Source organism: Actinomycetes bacterium, from assembly GCA_022599915.1.
GTDB lineage: Bacteria > Actinomycetota > Actinomycetes > S36-B12.
The window spans coordinates 13,786-31,267 of record JAHZLH010000061.1 but is presented as its reverse complement, the minus strand read 5'-3'; the positions used below and the strand labels follow the sequence as shown (position 1 = coordinate 31,267).

Sequence of the window (17,482 nt, the reverse complement as noted above, 5' to 3'; positions counted from 1 at the left end):
TGGGCAGAGGAGAGTCGTATGGGGTACACGCGGAGTCTGAGAGTCAAGGTAGGGGCAGTCGGCGGCGCGGTCGCTGCTCTGCTGCTTACTCCACTAGCAACGGCAGGAGCCGTCGAAGCCGACAGCATCAACTGGGGTCTACCGGCGAGTGATGTGTCTAGTGCGGGTGGTTACGCGCCGAGTGTGGCTGCTGGTGCGGATGGCACGATGGCGATTGCGTGGTTGGCAGGTACGGGTATCGATGCTCAGAACGACACTCATATTCGGGTGGCGGTGAAGGCTGCCGGGGCGAGTGATTTCTCTGCGCCAGTGACGGTGTCGGCTGCGGGTGAGGAAGTGAATCATCCGCGGGTGGCGGTGAGTGCTGCTGGTGCGGTGACGGTGGCGTGGCAACGATATGCCTCGGGTAATACGCCGACCAGGATTGAGTATTCGACGCGGGGGGCTGGTGCGTCGAGTTTTTCTGCTCAGGGTGTTGTGGGGACGTGTGATCCGAACGCGGGGTTGCAGTGTGGTGTGCCGTTGCCGGCGTATGGACCGTCGGGGGATACCACGGTCGCGTGGAGCGAAAACGATGGTGGCGGAGTTGTCGATCGGGCGAAGGCGGCGACTCGGGTGGCCGGTGCGTCGAGTTTCGTAGCGGTTGGCGGGTCAGTCGGCGGCGAGATCGCGGACCCGGCTGCCCCAAGCGATATTGCGTATTTACCGGATAACTCGTTGGTGCTGTTGGTGGCGACATTTAACGTTGTGGGTTCCACGATGAAGGCGGTCACCCGGGCTGCTGGGGCGGAGAAGTTTGCTGCCCCGGAAACCGTTTCTGGGGCTGACATGGACTGGCCGGAGTTAGCGGTGAGTGACGATGGGGCTGTTGCTGTGGTCTGGACGCTGTCGAGTGCTCAGGCAGAGTGACGCTGTCGAGTGCTCAGGCAGAGTTAGGTAATCCGCAGCTGGTGCAGGTGGCCACCAAAGCAAAGGGAGCAGCGAACTTTGCGGCGGTGAAGGATATCGGGGTTGGTTATGCGCCGGTGGCTAGTTACGGGCCGGACGGTTCGTTGACGGTGGCGTCGATAAGTGGGACCCAGTTTTCGGGTTCCTCGACAGTGGTGGATGTGCGTACTCGCGCGACAGGAGCTGCTGACTTTGGTGCCGCAGCCCAGGTGTCGAGTGCGGGGGGTCAGATTCCGTGGCTGGATCTAGCAGCTGGTGAAGATGGCACGACCACGGCGGTGTGGCGACGCACCGCAAGTGGTGCCGCTACTGTGCAGGCGGCGACCCGACCAGCGAACTCGAAAACTTTCGCTGCACCGCAAGATCTGACCAGCACGGGTCAGGTAGGCAGTTGCTTCTTCGACAATGGCGGCATCGATTGGGACGGCATGTGCGGCCCCCACGTCGTGTTCTCGCCAACTAGCGTGCCATCAGTGGTGTGGGGGGCCCAACCCAGCAAACTGTTCTCCGGCCTGCCCATCACGGTCGGCAAGATTCAACTAGCGACTAAGGCAGTGCCCACGCCGGTCACGCCGCCAACCACGGCGCCGCCAATCACGGCGCCGACCCCGACAGCTGAGCCGATCGTGGCGCCCACGCCGACACCCGAGCCGATCGTGGCGCCGAAGGCGTCGCTCAAGGTCAAGGCAATGGGCAAGCAGAAGAAACTCAAGGTAGGCAAGACAACCAAGGTGGTGCGTAAGGTCACGACCAACGCCAATATCGCCAAGGTGCAGGTCAGGTGTTCCCAGCCCGGCAAGAAACTCAAGGGCAAGGCCAGCAAACGGCTGTGCGGCATCAAGGCCAACAAGAAGTGGGGCCGGGTGATGGTGAAGCCAGTGTGCAGCGCTGGGTTGAAATACACCGCCAAGATCACCGTCAAGGGCAGCGGCTACACCAAGAGAACGTGGCAGCGCACCTGGAAGGTGAAGCCGAAGCCGCGGGTGTCGTGCCGTTGACCGCCACTAGTTGAGTGACTATCGAGTGAGCTGCGCGCTGCGCGGAACTGGCTAGGAGAGCCAGCGGTATACCCGGCACCCGGGTTGTTGATCCCGCTGTCGGTTGCTGCCCGGCCCGCTCGGTGATTGGCTAGCAGCATGTCAGTTGTTCCGATGTTTCCGCTGGGATCAGCACTGCTGCCGCACGCGCCACTGCCACTGCGGATTTTTGAGGCGCGCTATCTGCAAATGTTGGGTCAACTTTTGGAGTCAGAGCAGCCAGAGTTCGGCGTGGTCCTGATCGAGCGGGGGAGTGAAGTCGGTGGTGGTGACCAGCGGTTTGAGGTCGGCACTATGGCTCGGATCATTGCCTGTGAAGCACTAGCGGATTGCATGGTGATCGTCGGGCTGGGAACGCGTCGAATTCGTATCCAGGAGTGGCTGCCGGATGACCCCTATCCGCGAGCTGAAGTGACTGACCTCGACGCGCTGACGTGGGACGAGGCGGATCGCCTAGCCCTGCAGGAGGTTGAGCAGGAAGTTCGGGCGGCGGCACAACTAGCGGCTGCCGAGTCAGGCGATGACATTCCCGCCGATTTTGAATTCTCCGAAGATCCAGTCACCGCCGCATGGCAGCTGGCAGCACTGGCACCACTTGGTGATTTGGACCGAGTGAAACTCTTGCAGGTCGCCACAACGTCGGAACTGCTGGAGCAGACCAAGGCAGGTACCGAGGACGCGGTGCAACTCATGCGATTACTGGGCGGTGACCCGGACTCGATTGACTGAGCACAGACTAATGCTCAGGTTTGGACTCGTCTCCCAGCGGAACTTCCGCACCGTCTTGGCCGCTCACGCCGTAGAAGTCAGTGTCCTTAGGGCTTTCTGCCACTTGCTCATCAGGGGGAATCTTCTTGATCTGGAAGCCCAACAGCGCGTAGGTGAACGACAGGATCGGGTTGATTAAGTTGAAGAAACACCACGGGAAGTAGGCAATCGTCTCCACACCCAACACACCCGCCGCATAGGCGCCGCAACTATTCCACGGAATCAGGGGTGAGGTGACGGTAGCAGTGTCCTCAATCTGTCGGGACAACGATTGCGGTGCGATGCCACGCTGACGAAAGTCGTACTTATATACGTTGCCGGTGAGCACGATGGCTAAGTACTGGTCGGCCGCCAAGACGTTGATACCGATGGCCGTGGTGCCGGTGGCGACCATGGCGCCCCGGTCGGTCTTCGCGCGCTTCTTCAGCGGCTCAATCAGACGACCGAGGAATCCGGTGATATTCATAATGCCGCCGAAGGCCAGCGCCACCATGATCAGCCAGATCGTGTTGAGCATGCTTTCCATGCCACCGCCGGACAGCAAATCGTTCAACGCTGGGAATTCGGTCTCGACCGTGTAGCCGATCGCCATCGCGTCCCAGACGCCTTCGATGAGGTTCAGCGTGTTACCGACGGGCTCTGCCTCGGCATCCAATCGGGAGGACTGCGCAAACTCGATGACACGATCGGTCTGGAAGATGATCGCGATAATGCCGCCGAGCAAGGCCCCGGTGATAATGGCAAGCGTCGGCGGCGTGCGTTTGACCGCCAACCAGATCACCGCTGCCAGTGGTATGAGGGTGATGATGCCGGTGGTGTAGTACTTCTCGATGGCCTCGACGGCCGTATCCACCGGAATGTCGCCGCGGGCGTCCTGTCTCAATCCGAAGAATGCGAACAGCCCAAGCGCGATCAGGATGGCGGGAATCGTGGTGACCATCATCGAGCGGATATGCGTATACAGGTCGGTACCGGATATCGCGGGAGCCAAGTTTGTGGTCTCGGACAGCGGTGACATCTTGTCGCCGAAATAGGCACCGGAGATCACGGCACCAGCAGCAGCCGCAGAGTTGATCCCGAGTGCCTCAGAGATAGCGATCAGCGCGACACCGATAGTTCCCATCACGGTCCATGCGCTGCCGATGCCCAGAGCGATCAGGCCGCAGATGATAGCTGCGGTGAGATAGAACCAGTTCGGATTGAGCACCTGGATTCCCCAGGAAGTCATGGTCGCGATCGTTCCAGACATATTCCAGGTGCCGATCAACGCACCTACCGCAAACAGGATGAAGATCGCCCCCATAGCGGTGGCAATACTGTCTACTGCCGCTTTGCTCATGCGGGTAATCGAGTGACTGTTCTTGTAGCCCATCAATCCGGCGACGATGGCGGACAAGAACAGCGAGACCTGCACCGGCCCGCCGATAGCGTTGTCACCGTAGATGACGATGGCAAAGGCCAGCGAGATCATCAGGAAGATCACGGGCACCAGCGCATCGAACAGGCTCGGCTTCTTAGGCGCGGGTTGCGCGTCGCTGGGGACAACCATGCTGACTCCGATGACCACGGGTGGGGCAATTTCGCACGCTAGTGCAGTGACACCGAGTTGTCACCTCGACAACTAGCTCAGATCAGCTCCGGAGCAAACTTGGTACCTCGCGGGCGACGGCGCTTCCGGTCAGGAACGACAGAATCGGCTCCTCAATATCCACCGCGGGCGGATGCATACCTGGTGGGACCGATCCGGTAGTGAGTGCGACAGTGGCTGCATTGACTAGCGCCAAGATCGGATCGAGGTAGCGCATCCGCGTGGGTTCCGTGAGCACGAAGTTCAGTGGCACTTTGCCATGGAGAACCCGATCTGCTGGCACTGCTGGGCCAAACTCATCGGCCACCCCCATGTTCGTTAACAGCGCTGAACTGTCGAGGAGGTCCGGTGCCCACTGGCCCAGAGCGCTCGTTTCGCCGGTGGCAGTCACGATGCACCAGGCTGCGGTTATAGAAGAACGGACAGCGTCGGTATTTGCCAGATCGACGGTTTGCCAGCCCTCGGCTGATAGTGCGGCGCCCGAGTGGTCAATGACGGCAACCTGTGCACCAGCTGATTGACAGCGGCGGGCAATTCCTGAGCCAACTTTGCCACCGCCAAAGACGACTAGTCGCCGCCCGGCGACGTCGGGATAGCCGAAGCGACTGAGCGCTCGCACAAAACCATCGCTGGTGCCCAGTTCGGTTTCGATGCGCTTAACTCGACCGGCATCCGCGAGCACCACCGGTGCCGAACTCTCGCGGTAATAGGCGGCGCCCGATTTCGTGAGTTCAACATAGCCGCAGCGGCTGGGCGACCTGCGAAAAACTCCGGCGCAGTCCGTCACCACGTCGAAGATTCGTTGGCTCGCGGTTGTGGGATCCACGACAGGAACGCCAGCGGCCTGTAGCACTGCAATCGCCTCACGGTCGCGGGGGAGTTCCGGGGAGACTCCGACAGTGAGTTTGGCGCCAGCGGAAAGGAGGATGTGGTGAGCGGCCACCGTGTTGTGGAACACCGGAGTTGCCGACAGCACCGAGACGCCAGCAAGTGGTTGGGTTGTCGTCCATTCCGCCAGTTGACCAGTGAGAGCGGGTCGCTCCGACGGCGGATAGCGATGTAGCGCGTCAAGGAGAGGAGCCGACATGGTGTGACCCTAGCGATCTGAACTCACAGCTTAGGCGTGCAGGGGCCCTGGCCGAGCAGTGCCAGGCCAGCGAGATCACCGGTGCCGAGTGGTCGCCCGCCCAGGGCCTCGCTTGTCATTACCTGCTCGGCATCGTCGACATGGCCAAGGCCGATAACGTGACCGAACTCGTGCAGGAGTACTTCTTTGAGTAGACCAGCGGTGGTGGGTTGGCTGAAGTACTCCCGATTGAGGGTGATCTCACCGGTCACGTAACTGGCGGGGGCTTTCTTGGTCGTGACCTGCAGGCTGCCACCCAAGCCGACAGCACTGCCTTGGAACTGTGGAACAAGTGCAGATTCTGTCCAAGTCACCAGGATCGGCGCCCACTTGTTGCCGTATCGCTCTGGCTGTACCGGATCCCGACCGCTGCTGTAGGTTTCATCAGTCTCACCCGCCACGGTGATATCTAGTCCGGTGGCCTGGCGAATCTGTTCGACGGTTTGCTCCACCGCCTCATAGGAACCCGGCGGACCACCTCGCGGATTCACCACTACCTCCAGTCGGCGGCAGGGTGAGTAGGTGACCGGTTCACCACCAACTTCGGTAAGAAAGTCGAACTGTCCGGGGACGGCCGGTGGCTGGACCGCTGGCAGAATCCTGGTGGCTTGGGCATCCGCGCCCGGTGGGGGGAAGTCAGCTTTCGTTAGTTGAACCGCAGTGTTTTGTTCCAGTGACTGGTTGATCTCATCGCCACCCACGTAGGCGACTGGCCCCTCGTCGACTAGCGGCCGCCCCGAGTCCAAGAGCCACACGACGAAGACGATCAGCAACAAGATACCGACGATGGCCAGTATCCATCTGGCGAGGCTGAGGCCACCGCGTTGCTGGCGCTTGCTATCGCCGCGCCACGACTGCTCACCGTCTTGTACTCGCTGATGCCCGGCGCTAATTCGCGCGTAGCGGTCCGCTCGTTCTTCAGCACTACTCTCGCTGTGGGCGGCCGAACGCACCCAGTCCTCATCGAAAGCAGGCAGTTCCTCGTCGAACTCGTCTCGGGGTGACTTGTCTGACATCGCCACCCTTTCGTCGCTCACGTTTTTCGTGTGGACTGGCCAATACGCCGTGGCATCAGTTTAGGTGGATAGCCGTGAGCGCACCCGATTTCACTCTGAAGCCGGTCGCTGGCTGCCGACATCAGGCTATTACTGGGTGAGAAGCGTCACCGCGGCGGCGATGGGGTCGTTCCCGGAGACCAACTCAAGTGTGCTGCGGCGCAGCGTTGGCCGATCCAACAGCGCCATTAGCACCGCCGCGACGTCCGCCCGTGGCACGCTGCTGCGGGGGACTTGTTGTGCCAGCGCCACGTGTCCGGTGGCTGGTTCGTCGGTCAACCGGCCTGGCCGCAAAATCACATAGTCCAAATCGGTGTCGCGCAGGAACTGTTCGGCGGCCGCCTTGGCCCGTAGGTAATGGGAAAACACGTCGTCGTCCTGCGGTGGCTGATCTGTGCCCATGGAACTGATCTGCAGAAAACGGGACACCCCTGCTGCTTGCGCCGCCGCAGTGGAAAGGTCAGCCGCACCCTGATCTACCGTGTACTTACGCTCGATTCCGGAACCGGGCCCGGCGCCGGCAGCGAAAACCACTGCGTCGGAACCAGCGAGCGCAGTCGCGGCCTCCGGTAATGTCGTCGCTTCCAGATCCAGGACTAGCGGCTCCGCCCCGAGATCGCGCAGCTCCTCGGACTGTGCCGGGTTGCGGATAATGCCGACCACCTCATCTCCGCGAGACACCAGCAATCGGGTAAGGAGTTGGGCGATCTGGCCGTGACCGCCGACAATAGTTACGCGCATGATCTGATTCTGCCCGGTGTGCTAGCCGATCGCTTGACTGCGGAAGCAACCCAGCGTGTACGGGTAGGTCAACGTGGCGTGATAGTGATATCCGAGAGAGCCGTGGTCGTGGCCATGGCATTCATCTAGATCGCTGTTGGTCATTTGCACCCCACCGCTGCCGTAGTAGCCGTACAGCGGATACCCGTCGAGGGCGTAACCAACGATGCCGGAGTGGCCGTCACCTAGTCGCGCAGTGTCCTTCTCCAGTTGCTCGGAGACGAAGTGGTAGTGGTACTCGTCTCGGGCCGGATGGCCACCGTAGACGTCGACGATTTCATGAGCCACCGCGTCATCACCACGAGCATCAACGGCGTTGTAGATCACCACACCGTTGGTACCAATCGCGATCGCACCCATCGGTAGGCAGCCAGGATTCGCTGCTGGCGTGGGATAACGGGGGATCGTGTAGGAGAACGACTGTGCCGCGGGGACCCCGGGGTTGCGATCGATGGCGGTGAGCAGCGGGTACTGCGTCATTGGCCAGTCCCCGATCTGACCACTGGTGGGCAGACCAGTGCTGGTGATGGTGCGATTGCTGCTAGTCACCGACTCGTTGTAACTGCCCGTCATCGGTGACCCGGCTGGCAGCCACGGCTTACTGGTGAGGTCCCAAGTGTTGTTGGTGAAATCGATCCAAGTAATGGCTGAGGTGTCGCTTCCTGGTGCTGCAGGGTTGCCAGCTTGGCAGGCGTACATCTTGTCCACCGCCGGAGTCGACGTGGTGAGTTTGTCATCGCCGAGGGGGAGTTGTTCGCAGTCGGCACCGTTGCACAACGATGAAGTGATGAAGTACTCCGACAACGGATTGTTGCTGTCGGAGCCGCCACCAGAACTGCCCCCGGAGCCACTGTTGGGCTCCGCAGCGCTGCTGTGAGTGGTGAATGAGATTTTCTTGGCGTTGCCTGATCCGATCGAATTCTTGGCACGTACCTTGACCACGTATCGACTGTCGGCGGCCAGTTTCTGCCAGGTCTTGGCGAACCAACCGCTGTTCCCGGTCTTCAGTTTCCCAGGTTTAACGGACTTCCACGAACCCCAAGCGCCGTCCTTCTTGATCCGGTGTTGGTAGCGCTTGATCTTGTCATCGCCGCTGTCACTCGGGGCCTTCCACTTCGCCTTCGCTGTGCTGGTGGTGATTTTCTTGCTGGGGACTTTGAGTTTGCGGACTTTGCTTGGGGCGCCGGCCGCGGCGGCGGTCACGGTTGCGGTGGCGTCGTGGCTTGGCGCGGTGGCAGAAGTGGTGTCGGAAGTGTGAGCCGATGCCGGGGTTATGGCTAGTGCACCTGACAGTGCCGCTATGGTTCCGGCCGCAACAGCAGTTGTGGCGATGCTCATGATGTCTCTCCTCGGGTTGGTGTGGCTACGAGAGCAACTGCGCGCCAAGGTGACTCCAGGCTACGGGCGGAATGCGACTTGAGGTGGTGCCCAGGATCAGTTCCCCCGAGTGGGGCAAGTTGCCCCGGAATGCTGCCACCGCTGTGTCTGCTCATGCGAGCACCTTGCCAAGTGCATGCAAGAGTCCGGTGGCAGAACGGTAGGGAAAAGGTAAGCGGGGCTCCCACCTCATCGGTAGGAGCCCCGCTGTGGCACGTGGAGTGTTTACCAGTTGGATAGCACGCGCTCTTGCTTGTCCTTGAAACTGCCGACCAGGATGATGATGAAGTCGATTAGTACCCAGATGCCGAGTCCGCCAAGAGTGACGATCATCAAGATGCCGGTGCCGATTTTGCCGACGTAGAACCGGTGGACGCCGAAGAATCCCAAGAACCAGCACAGCAGCGCTGCGGCTAGTCGACTCTTGGCGCTGGCGGGACGGCCCATGGCGTCAACTGCGGGCTTGCCGTCGGGCAACCGGGGAATCGGTGCGGGCGCCGGGGCGCTCGGGTCTGGGGTGCCAGTACCAGCTGCTGGTGGCGGTGGCGCAGGTTGACTCGGTGCCGGAGTCGGCGGCGGCGGGGGCGGTGTTGTGGGCGGCTGCTGTTCGCCTTCCGGCTGCTGAGATGGATCAGTGTTTGACATGAATGCCTCCGAGGTTTGCAACGGGTCTGAACCGCCGTTGTCGTGAGACTACTGGTTTCGCAGCCTAGGTTGTGTCATCTGGCGGTGAAGGTGTTGGGGATTCAACAGGGAGTACAAACTGAGTGTCGCGAGCGATGTCCAGATCGGTAGCTATGTCTACGTCGGTGGGTTCGGGCTCAGCGACCCCTAGCAACCGCGCCATGAGACCGGATCCGATGCTGTACACGGTGACAGTGCCCGCAATGATCAGGAACGTGACCGGCAGCAGAACTTCAGCATCCGGCGTACTGGAATCGTTCGACGCGTCTCTGAGTGAGGCGCTGAAACCCGCTGCAGTCGCCGCCGCCACAATGCCGCGTGGCGCTATTGAACCCATGAAGAGTCGCTCTTTGAGCGACAGTGTGCTGCCCCAAGTCAACAGCAACACGACGGCGGGGCGGATCACCAGGACAATGGCCAGCAAGATGACTAGGCACGGCAGGATCAGGGCAGTAAGCGAGGCTGGTGTCACCAAAGCCGAGATGGCGACAAACAACGTAGCGATGCTGAGCGTGACGACGACGTCGAAGAATGGCGTGATCCGCTCCAGATCCTGAGTTCGTAGTCGACTTATCAGTAGCGGCGCGGCCAGACCCATGAGCACGGCGGCTAGCAGACCGGAGTCATCGACGAAGGCGTCAGATAGTCCGGTGGCCAGAACTACTGATCCCAGCAGGCTGATGGTGCCGAGTTTGGAGTCGGCGCCAGCCAGCCGCAACGTCACCCACATGAGCAGCAAACCGATAACAGCGCCGCCGATTCCCACCGCAATACTGGTGCCGAAATTCCCTGCAATCTTCATCGGTGTCGGCTCATCAGCTGCGGTGACCAGTTGGAAGACCATGACCGCGATGAGTGCACCGATCGGATCGATCAGGGTTCCCTCCCACATCAGAATGTGCCGTACTCGTCGCGCTGGCCGGATGTACGCCAGCAGTGGCCCCACCACCGTGGGTCCAGACACGATCAGAATCGCTCCCAACAACAGAGCCATGGCTGCCGAGACGTCTAGCAGCAGCAGCACCACCACCGTCGTGCCGAACCAGGTCAACAACGCGCCGAGGCTCACTAGCCGCCGAATCAAGCCGCGATCCCGTCCTTGGATGGGGGAGGCGAACAGCTCGAGACCGCCATGAAACAAGATCAGGCCAACGGCGATGTTGACCAGCGAGAAGAACGAGTCGCCTAACATGGTTGTTGGGTTGAGTCGAGGGAAGACCGCGCCAGCTACGAACCCGGCTGGGAGCAACAGCAGGAGTACCGGGACTCGAAGGCGTGGCGCCAGCAACAGACAGACCATAGCGATACCGACGGTGAGAGATATCCCGATGAGGATGTCCTCAGTGGTGGTGGAGGTCATTAGGGCGATGCTAGTTCACCGGGACAGCGCACCGGCCACTGAATACGCAATATGGGCGTCACCGGTGCGGCGTTGCTGTTGCCGTCCGGTCCGTGACTTGGCTTTGTCATTGGCACCGGGAGGCTAAAGTCGCGATATTAGCCGACCGATACACCCGTCATGAGTATATCGGCGCGCATTGGCGCATTGGTGGGATCAGCTGCTTTGGCGGCGGCCTCGTTTGGGGTAGTCGGAACGGCGCAAGCTGCCGACTCTGCTGCAGCGGCGAGCAGCCAGCAGGTCGCGGTTGAGAAGGCCGATAAGGGCAAGAAGGCTGGCAAGTCCGGCAAGGTAGATAAGGACGCGTTGCGGGAAGCCCGTGACGCCTTCAAGGACGCCAAGAAGGAGGCCCGCAAGGCCTACAAGGCAGCCAAGAAGGAAGCCCAAGCTGAGCGTAAGGTTGCAGTCCAGGCTGCGACCAGCGACGAAGAGGTGGAAGCGGCGCAGCAGGCGTATCGCGAAACCGTCCAAGGGTTGAAGCAGATCCGTAAGGATGCAAAGAGGACGGCCAAGCAGGCCTTTGAGGACGCCAAGCGGGCGGCCAAGGGTGAGTCAGGCGATTCCGAGGACGATGATTCCGATGAGGAAGAGCCCGAGGACGACGAATCTGATGATTCCGACGATGAAGAGTCTGACGAGGAAGAGGTCGACGAGCAGAGCTAGTCGCTCCCGATTCTCCTAACAACGTGTGAGGGGCGCTGCAGGTGACTGCGGCGCCCCTCTTCGTTGTGCGAGTTCCTAGGTGGCGGTGCTGGTGGCATCTCCATCGGACTTCGCTGTCGGGGTCGTTTGACTGGCTGGTGGCGGAATGATGTCTCCGTCGACTTGCTGGAGCCCCACCTCATTGCGCACGTCCTCGAGGTCCCGGTGCACGGCACCCCAGAAGTCAAAGTCTTGGTGGGAAAACAGATTCTTGGTCATCCCTAGCCCCTTGCGAATATTCGCCACCATCGCTTCTGGATCCATTTGACCGGTTTGCGCCGAGATGCCTTCCCGCTCATCGATCTTCAGCGAGACATCATCCTGCAACAACGTCATGACTTCCACCAGCATCTGCGAACCTTCGCCGCCGGGAACCATGCCAGTTTCCACGCCAGCCACATTGATCTCACCCGTTGCGTCGGTGTTGCAGCCGGACAGAATGTGCAGGCAGTCGTGGCGAGTAATCGTCTCTCCCAGTGAATCCTTCTGACCGGGAAAAGCGAAACCACGATCGACGTAGAAGCGGTAGAAGGTATTACCCAGGGTTCCCGCCGGTAGTTCTGCCAGTTGTTCGTAGCGCTCGGTGGCGGTCTTATCGCCGAAGTGCAGTCGAAGTTCTCTCGCAGTCTCGTGTAGTTCCGCCCACTTGCTGGAGGTCCCCAAGAAGATCGGGGTTTCGCGGCGGGCCAGGTCGTAGACGAAGCGTTTGTACCGTTCATCAGCCAACCGATCCAAGTCAGTGACAATCGCTGGTTTGACGCCAAGACTGGCGGCGAACTGATCGACTAGTTGGACTTCGGCTGGTGTCAGATCCTCATCGGCAAACGGGACCAAGGACATCAGATCGATCAGCCAACTGATCGGGTCCTCGACTCCGAGTTCGTCCGCGAGTTCCGCTGGCGTGATGGGTCCGTAGTCAACATCACCCGGCGTGAGCCCGAACAACTGCACCGCAGCTGATTCGATCATCCGTCGGGTGGGGTCTTTGGGCTCGCGCGTTCCATTCATGGTGGCAATGGTGCCCATCGCCTGCAGCGTTGCCCGCTGGGCAGCCGGTGACATTTCGCCATACGGATTCGTCATAGTTCGAGCCTAACGAGTGGTCAGCCAATATCGACCCGGACAACCGTGATCGAGTCGGGGCCACGATGGACCACTATCCGGTACTGACTACAGTGGACGATGATTTCGCGGTCGAAGGGAAAGGTATGTGGCAGCGATATGTTGCAGTCGGTGATTCCTTCACCGAAGGCGTCGGTGATGAAGCGCGCGATGGAAGGCTCCGTGGCTGGGCGGATCGGTTTGCCGCCGGACTGGCGGAGAATGATCATGAACTCGACTATGCGAACCTTGCCGTTCGGGGCCGGCGGATTAGGTCCATTCTGATCGAGCAAGTACCCGAGGCCTTGGCGCTGCAACCGGATCTCATCAGCGTGGTCGGCGGGGTCAACGATGTATTGCGGCCCTCGTGGTCGCTATTGGCCACCGCGGATGCGCTGGAGGGCGGAGTGGGCCGTGCTCGCGCGCAAGGCTGCGACGTTTTGATGATTACCTTTGGCCAGCCCATCCGCCGCTCGCGATTGTTGGGGGTCGTTCAGGAGCGAATGGCGGAGTTCCGCGACGAAATCCTACGCGTCGGTAACGCATATGACTGCTACGTGCTCGACTTGTGGCACAGCGACACTTTCGACGACCCGCGGTTGTGGTCCGACGATCGACTTCATCTCAACGCTGCTGGTCATCAACGAGTTGCCTGGGCGGCGCTGGAAGCGGTGGGCGTGGCAGCGCCGAACTGGCGGCAGCCGTTGCCGGCGAGCACTGACCCTAGGCTGCTAGCGCGTCTAGCCGGTGATGTGCAATGGACCGCCCAACATTTCGCACCGTGGCTGGGTAGGCGGTTGCTGGGTAGAAGTTCTGGTGACGGCGTAACCGCCAAGCGACCGGAGCCGGTGCCGGTGACTGGTTAGTCGGCACGCTCAACTGCCGTAGTCCAGTTGTCGCGCGCACGCCTGAGCCAGCTCGGGGCTCACCAGTCGCGACACCAACTGCAGGCCCAAATCGAGGCCGCAGGAGAGTCCACCGGCGGTGATGACGTCGCCGTCATCGACTAGGCGTGCGCCCGGTTCTGACGCGGGCTGAGGATTCTGACCGCTGCCTGCCAGTCGCCGGTGAAGTTCGGGAATGTCCTCCCAATGAGTAGTCCACGCCCGGTCGGCAAGAAGCCCTACCTGCGCGAGTAGGAAGGCGCCGGTGCAGATGCTGGTGGTGATCTCAGCGGTATCGGCTAGTTGTGCAACTGTCGTAGTGATCTGCGGGTCGGCGCAAACGCGATCAATAGCGATCGCGCCAGGAATCACTACGGCTGCGGCGTCGGTAACCTGATCGGCACGACCATGTGGCTGCAACCCAACACCGCCATAGGCAGTCACCGGCCCCCCATCGGGGCTGACGGTAAGCACTCGAAACGGCGGCTGCCCACCGTCCCGCTCTGCGAGACGGTTGGCGGTCAGCAAGACCTCGTAGGGTCCGCCGAAGTCGAGTAAGTCCATGTCCTCGAACATCAGCAGGGCGACCAAGTGGGGTTCGTTGGTTGGGGTGGTCATGGTGTAGATCATGTCGCATGTCGAGTTACGGGCTGGCGGCTGCGACCTGTCGGTGCTGTTGCTGTCGGTCGGTCCGATTACGGCAGTAGCGGGTCGAGTCGCTGCAAGGCGTCGGTGCACCATCGAATCCACGCCTGCTCGTAGGCTAGGCCCGCACGCAACCCCAGCAGTCGACCCACGGTCGCCGGATCATCGTTGGGGACATCGCGATAGATCGTGTCCGCTATCCGCTGGTATAGCCGCAGTCGATCGCGGTGACCGGCTAACCGTTCGGCGATCTGCTCCCGCACCGCCATTGCGTCGACATCCGCCAAGCTGTAAAGCTTCACCAATAGGTCATCCTTGATTGGCGGCGGTGTTTGCGATTGCTGTGACCACTCCATCAGGTGCGCCCGGCCGGTGGCGGTGATGGAGTAGCGCCGCTTGTTCGGACGCCCCTGTTGGACGACGAGTTCGTCAGACACCCAGTCGTTTTCCCGCAGTCGCTTCAACTCTCGGTAGATCTGCTGGTGATCGGCCCGCCAGAAGAACCCAATGGAGGTGTCAAAGGACTTGGCCAACTCGTAGCCGGTGAGTGGCTCCTCGGCCAGACACACCAGGATTGCCTCCGCTAGCGCCATCTCACCTCGTCCCTTTCTGTTCGAGCATGTCGGGGTGCAGACCCGCCGGGTAGCCCCTACGCTGACCACTATGCAACAAGTTGCATAATAGTCGAACTGGACTGGAGTTCAGTTTGGGATGGATTACCTGTGGAGGGGACTATGTCATCGCTTAAGGACAAGACCGTGCTGATCTCGGGTGCAACCCGGGGCATCGGCCTCGCGATCGCGCTGCGGGCTGCCGCCGATGGCGCCAACCTCGTGATCACCGGCAAGACCGTCGATCCCGACCCCCGCCTGCCGGGCACCTTGGCTTCCGCCGCGGCCGAGGTAGAGCAGGCCGGTGGCCAGGCGCTCACCGTGCAAACCGACATCCGCAGTGAAGAGCAGGTGCAGGCAGCCGTGGCCGCAGCGGTGGAACGGTTCGGCGGCATCGATGTCCTAGTCAATAACGCCAGCGCCATCAGCCTCACCCCTACCGAGGCGACCACCATGAAACGCTATGACTTGATGCAGCAGGTGAATGCTCGCGGCACTTTCCTCATGTCGAAAGAATGTGCACCGCACCTGCGTGAGTCCAGCAACCCCCACATTCTGACTCTCTCGCCGCCGCTAGACATCGATCCGAAATGGTTCAAGAACCATGTCGCCTACACGATGGCCAAAATGGGGATGAGTATGTGCACCCTGGGGATGGCTGCGGAATTTGCTGAGGCAGGTATCGCGGTGAACTCGCTGTGGCCGTTGACCACCATTGATACGGCTGCGGTGCGCAACCTACTAGGTGGCGAAGCGATGGCTGAACGTAGTCGGACCCCGCAGATCATGGCCGATGCTGCGCATGCGGTGGTGACCAAGCCCTCGCGGGAGTGCACCGGAAACTTCTTTATCGATGAGTTGATGTTGCGCGATGAGGGTGTGACGGACTTCGCGGGCTATGCAGCGGTTCCTGGTGATACGCAGCCGCCGTTCATGGACTTCTTCGTACCGGCCCACCTGTTGGAGCGGGAACACTCCGACGTGGTGGACGTCTTTAGTGCCCAAGGCTGACCCACCGGTTCCGTCAAGACACTAGGCTCAGGCTGCAAGACTAGAGCCGGGTGCTGACCGCACCCACACTCGGCAATGACCCGATAGGTGGGCGGATGGTTGAAGGTTGGCTGGATGTCGGCCAGGGAGACCCCTGGTGGCTGCTGATCGCCTACTTCGCGGGAATGCTGGCCCGCACCGTGGGGTTGCCACCACTAGTCGGCTATTTGGGAACCGGCTTCCTGCTTAACGCCCTCGGCGCTGAGTATGGGCAGTTGCTGGATCAGATTGCTGATCTCGGGGTGACGCTGCTGCTGTTCACCATCGGACTGAAAATCGATCTGCGCTCGCTGCTGCGGTTTGAAGTCATTGGTGCTGGTGCGCTGCATATGTTGGGGATCGTGGCCGGCTTTGGCGCCATCTTTCTTGGTCTCGCGGCGTTGAACGTCGGAGCTTTTGTTGGCCTGAGCCAAACTGATGCGATTCTGATTGCCTTCGCATTTTCCTTCTCCAGCACGGTGTTTGCGATCAAGGTTTTGGAAGAGCAAGGGGCGATTACCAGCAGAAACGGCCGAGTGGCCATCGGCATCTTGGTACTGCAAGACATCATCGCCGTGGTGTACCTCAGCGCCGCCCAAGGCAAGGCTCCCAGCATCTGGGCGATCTTGTTGTTGCTGCTGATCCCGATCCGGCCCGGGTTGCGTTGGCTGATGAGGCGCAGCGGCCATGGCGAACTACTGCTGTTGTTCGGTATCACGATGGCTTTGATCGGAGCCGGACTCTTTGTCCTGGTCGGGATCAAAGGAGATCTGGGTGCGCTGGTGTTGGGCATGCTGCTCGCCGGTGGCGGTAAAGCCGATGAATTGAATAAAACCATGATGGGCGTCAAAGACCTGTTCCTGGTGGGTTTCTTCTTGGAGATCGGACTGGATGTCCTGCCGACAGTCAACGGACTAGTGGCGGCGGCGATCCTGATGTTGCTGCTGCCGTTGAAGACGCTGTGGTATCTGCGGCTACTCACGTGGAGCAAGTTGCGGGCCCGTACGGCCTGGCAGGCCAGTTTGGATTTGACCAGCTACAGCGAGTTTGGCCTGATCGTGACTGCGGTCGCAGTCGAGGCCGGTGATCTAGGCGACGACTGGTTGGCCGTCGTTGCGGTGGCGGTTGCGGTGTCCTTCGCGGTGTCGGCGCCGATCGCCGAACGTGGCGACCATTTGTTCGCCAAGTACTGCGGCGGGCTGCGGCGCTGGGAACGGAAGGCTCGACTGCCGGGTGACGAAGACCTGCACTTGTATGCGGTGCAGGTCGTGGTCTTTGGCATGGGGCGAATGGGGACTCGCGCGTATGAGGCGGTGGCGGCTGACTTTGGCGGTCGGGTGCTCGGCGTTGACGTGGACGAAGACATTGTGATGGCCCACAGTGCTGAAGGTCATCGAGTGGTGCTGGGTGACGCGACCGACCCCGACTTTTGGAGTCGTTCGGTGGGATTGGTGGATGGCTTGCAGTGGGTGTTGCTCACGGCCTCTTCGCAAGAGGCCAACGTGGCTGCGGTAAAGAGGTTGCGCGACCGCGGCTACAGCGGGCGGATCGCAGCCACCTCGTTGTATCCCGATGATGCCGATCAGTTACGTGACATCGGAGTGGACTTCGCTTTCGACGTCTACGCCGAAGCGGGCTCAGGTTTCGCTGGTGATCTGCGCAGCAAGATCCAAGACGAGGCCGGGGAGAATACCGAGGACAAGCCCGACAGTTAGCGATCAGCGGTCTCCACTGACTTCGGCCGCTAG

At 60.9% G+C, this 17,482-nt stretch carries 17 protein-coding genes; 7 read left to right on the top strand and 10 right to left on the bottom strand.

Annotated elements, in window-relative coordinates:
• The first annotated feature begins 18 nt into the window (after positions 1 to 18).
• From K0U62_09940 to K0U62_09930, 3 genes are all read left to right on the top strand, one after another.
• Positions 19 to 909 carry a hypothetical protein gene (locus K0U62_09940; GenBank protein ID MCH9801833.1) on the top strand — a complete coding sequence of 297 codons (891 nt, stop codon included), beginning with the start codon at positions 19 to 21 and terminating at the stop codon, positions 907 to 909.
• Positions 906 to 1,946 carry a hypothetical protein gene (locus K0U62_09935; GenBank protein ID MCH9801832.1) on the top strand — a complete coding sequence of 347 codons (1,041 nt, stop codon included), beginning with the start codon at positions 906 to 908 and terminating at the stop codon, positions 1,944 to 1,946. The genes K0U62_09940 and K0U62_09935 overlap by 4 nt, the downstream gene beginning before the upstream one ends.
• A gap of 138 nt (positions 1,947 to 2,084) precedes the next feature.
• Entirely contained in the window at positions 2,085 to 2,714 is a 630-nt protein-coding gene (locus K0U62_09930) for an LON peptidase substrate-binding domain-containing protein (protein MCH9801831.1), read from the top strand.
• Positions 2,715 to 2,721: 7 nt separating this feature from the next.
• On the opposite strand, the gene nhaC is transcribed toward K0U62_09930, so the two are convergent.
• The 7 genes from nhaC to K0U62_09895 form a co-directional block, all read right to left on the bottom strand.
• The gene (gene nhaC, locus K0U62_09925; GenBank protein ID MCH9801830.1) at positions 2,722 to 4,302 is read right to left on the bottom strand and encodes a Na+/H+ antiporter NhaC; all 1,581 of its coding nucleotides are present in this window, start codon (positions 4,300 to 4,302) and stop codon (positions 2,722 to 2,724) included.
• Positions 4,303 to 4,384: 82 nt separating this feature from the next.
• The gene (locus tag K0U62_09920) at positions 4,385 to 5,428 is read right to left on the bottom strand and encodes a hypothetical protein (GenBank protein MCH9801829.1); all 1,044 of its coding nucleotides are present in this window, start codon (positions 5,426 to 5,428) and stop codon (positions 4,385 to 4,387) included.
• A gap of 23 nt (positions 5,429 to 5,451) precedes the next feature.
• Positions 5,452 to 6,504, bottom strand: a complete 1,053-nt coding sequence (locus tag K0U62_09915) for a matrixin family metalloprotease (GenBank protein ID MCH9801828.1) — start codon at positions 6,502 to 6,504, stop codon at positions 5,452 to 5,454.
• A gap of 108 nt (positions 6,505 to 6,612) precedes the next feature.
• Complete coding sequence (locus K0U62_09910) at positions 6,613 to 7,263, bottom strand: SDR family oxidoreductase (GenBank protein ID MCH9801827.1); 651 nt, start codon at positions 7,261 to 7,263, stop codon at positions 6,613 to 6,615.
• A gap of 21 nt (positions 7,264 to 7,284) precedes the next feature.
• Entirely contained in the window at positions 7,285 to 8,640 is a 1,356-nt protein-coding gene (locus K0U62_09905; protein MCH9801826.1) for a YHYH protein, read from the bottom strand.
• A 264-nt stretch (positions 8,641 to 8,904) separates the two neighbouring features.
• Positions 8,905 to 9,324: a TM2 domain-containing protein gene (locus tag K0U62_09900; protein ID MCH9801825.1), complete on the bottom strand. Its 420-nt coding sequence runs from the start codon at positions 9,322 to 9,324 to the stop codon at positions 8,905 to 8,907.
• Positions 9,325 to 9,388: 64 nt separating this feature from the next.
• Positions 9,389 to 10,723, bottom strand: coding sequence for a cation:proton antiporter (locus K0U62_09895; protein MCH9801824.1), 1,335 nt, complete (start codon positions 10,721 to 10,723; stop codon positions 9,389 to 9,391).
• A gap of 159 nt (positions 10,724 to 10,882) precedes the next feature.
• Between K0U62_09895 and K0U62_09890 the strand changes: the two genes are divergently transcribed.
• Entirely contained in the window at positions 10,883 to 11,425 is a 543-nt protein-coding gene (locus K0U62_09890; protein MCH9801823.1) for a hypothetical protein, read from the top strand.
• 75 nt (positions 11,426 to 11,500) lie between these two features.
• On the opposite strand, the gene K0U62_09885 is transcribed toward K0U62_09890, so the two are convergent.
• Positions 11,501 to 12,547 carry a hypothetical protein gene (locus tag K0U62_09885; protein MCH9801822.1) on the bottom strand — a complete coding sequence of 349 codons (1,047 nt, stop codon included), beginning with the start codon at positions 12,545 to 12,547 and terminating at the stop codon, positions 11,501 to 11,503.
• Between the two features lie 125 nt (positions 12,548 to 12,672).
• Between K0U62_09885 and K0U62_09880 the strand changes: the two genes are divergently transcribed.
• Positions 12,673 to 13,431: an SGNH/GDSL hydrolase family protein gene (locus K0U62_09880; GenBank protein MCH9801821.1), complete on the top strand. Its 759-nt coding sequence runs from the start codon at positions 12,673 to 12,675 to the stop codon at positions 13,429 to 13,431.
• A 9-nt stretch (positions 13,432 to 13,440) separates the two neighbouring features.
• Here the strand turns inward: K0U62_09880 and K0U62_09875 are convergent, their stop codons facing one another.
• Together K0U62_09875 and K0U62_09870 are read right to left on the bottom strand one after the other, a co-directional pair.
• Positions 13,441 to 14,187, bottom strand: a complete 747-nt coding sequence (locus K0U62_09875; protein ID MCH9801820.1) for a DJ-1/PfpI family protein — start codon at positions 14,185 to 14,187, stop codon at positions 13,441 to 13,443.
• Positions 14,145 to 14,687, bottom strand: coding sequence for a PadR family transcriptional regulator (locus K0U62_09870; protein ID MCH9801819.1), 543 nt, complete (start codon positions 14,685 to 14,687; stop codon positions 14,145 to 14,147). Before K0U62_09870 ends, K0U62_09875 begins: the two co-directional genes overlap by 43 nt.
• 141 nt (positions 14,688 to 14,828) lie before the next feature.
• Between K0U62_09870 and K0U62_09865 the strand changes: the two genes are divergently transcribed.
• Positions 14,829 to 15,716 carry an NAD(P)-dependent oxidoreductase gene (locus K0U62_09865; GenBank protein ID MCH9801818.1) on the top strand — a complete coding sequence of 296 codons (888 nt, stop codon included), beginning with the start codon at positions 14,829 to 14,831 and terminating at the stop codon, positions 15,714 to 15,716.
• A 95-nt stretch (positions 15,717 to 15,811) separates the two neighbouring features.
• Complete coding sequence (locus K0U62_09860; protein MCH9801817.1) at positions 15,812 to 17,449, top strand: cation:proton antiporter; 1,638 nt, start codon at positions 15,812 to 15,814, stop codon at positions 17,447 to 17,449.
• Positions 17,450 to 17,482: the final 33 nt, after the last annotated feature.

Excerpts from the sequence above, each read along its gene's own strand:
- K0U62_09860 (MCH9801817.1), top strand. The coding sequence starts at position 15,812 with ATGGTTGAAGGTTGGCTGGATGTCGGCCAGGGAGACCCCTGGTGGCTG.
- K0U62_09920 (MCH9801829.1), bottom strand. The coding sequence starts at position 5,428 with ATGTCGGCTCCTCTCCTTGACGCGCTACATCGCTATCCGCCGTCGGAG.
- K0U62_09910 (MCH9801827.1), bottom strand. The coding sequence starts at position 7,263 with ATGCGCGTAACTATTGTCGGCGGTCACGGCCAGATCGCCCAACTCCTT.
- K0U62_09865 (MCH9801818.1), top strand. The coding sequence starts at position 14,829 with ATGTCATCGCTTAAGGACAAGACCGTGCTGATCTCGGGTGCAACCCGG.
- K0U62_09940 (MCH9801833.1), top strand. The coding sequence starts at position 19 with ATGGGGTACACGCGGAGTCTGAGAGTCAAGGTAGGGGCAGTCGGCGGC.
- K0U62_09870 (MCH9801819.1), bottom strand. The coding sequence starts at position 14,687 with ATGGCGCTAGCGGAGGCAATCCTGGTGTGTCTGGCCGAGGAGCCACTC.
- K0U62_09890 (MCH9801823.1), top strand. The coding sequence starts at position 10,883 with ATGAGTATATCGGCGCGCATTGGCGCATTGGTGGGATCAGCTGCTTTG.
- K0U62_09905 (MCH9801826.1), bottom strand. The coding sequence starts at position 8,640 with ATGAGCATCGCCACAACTGCTGTTGCGGCCGGAACCATAGCGGCACTG.
- K0U62_09880 (MCH9801821.1), top strand. The coding sequence starts at position 12,673 with ATGTGGCAGCGATATGTTGCAGTCGGTGATTCCTTCACCGAAGGCGTC.
- K0U62_09930 (MCH9801831.1), top strand. The coding sequence starts at position 2,085 with ATGTCAGTTGTTCCGATGTTTCCGCTGGGATCAGCACTGCTGCCGCAC.
- K0U62_09900 (MCH9801825.1), bottom strand. The coding sequence starts at position 9,324 with ATGTCAAACACTGATCCATCTCAGCAGCCGGAAGGCGAACAGCAGCCG.
- K0U62_09895 (MCH9801824.1), bottom strand. The coding sequence starts at position 10,723 with ATGACCTCCACCACCACTGAGGACATCCTCATCGGGATATCTCTCACC.
- K0U62_09885 (MCH9801822.1), bottom strand. The coding sequence starts at position 12,547 with ATGACGAATCCGTATGGCGAAATGTCACCGGCTGCCCAGCGGGCAACG.
- nhaC (MCH9801830.1), bottom strand. The coding sequence starts at position 4,302 with ATGGTTGTCCCCAGCGACGCGCAACCCGCGCCTAAGAAGCCGAGCCTG.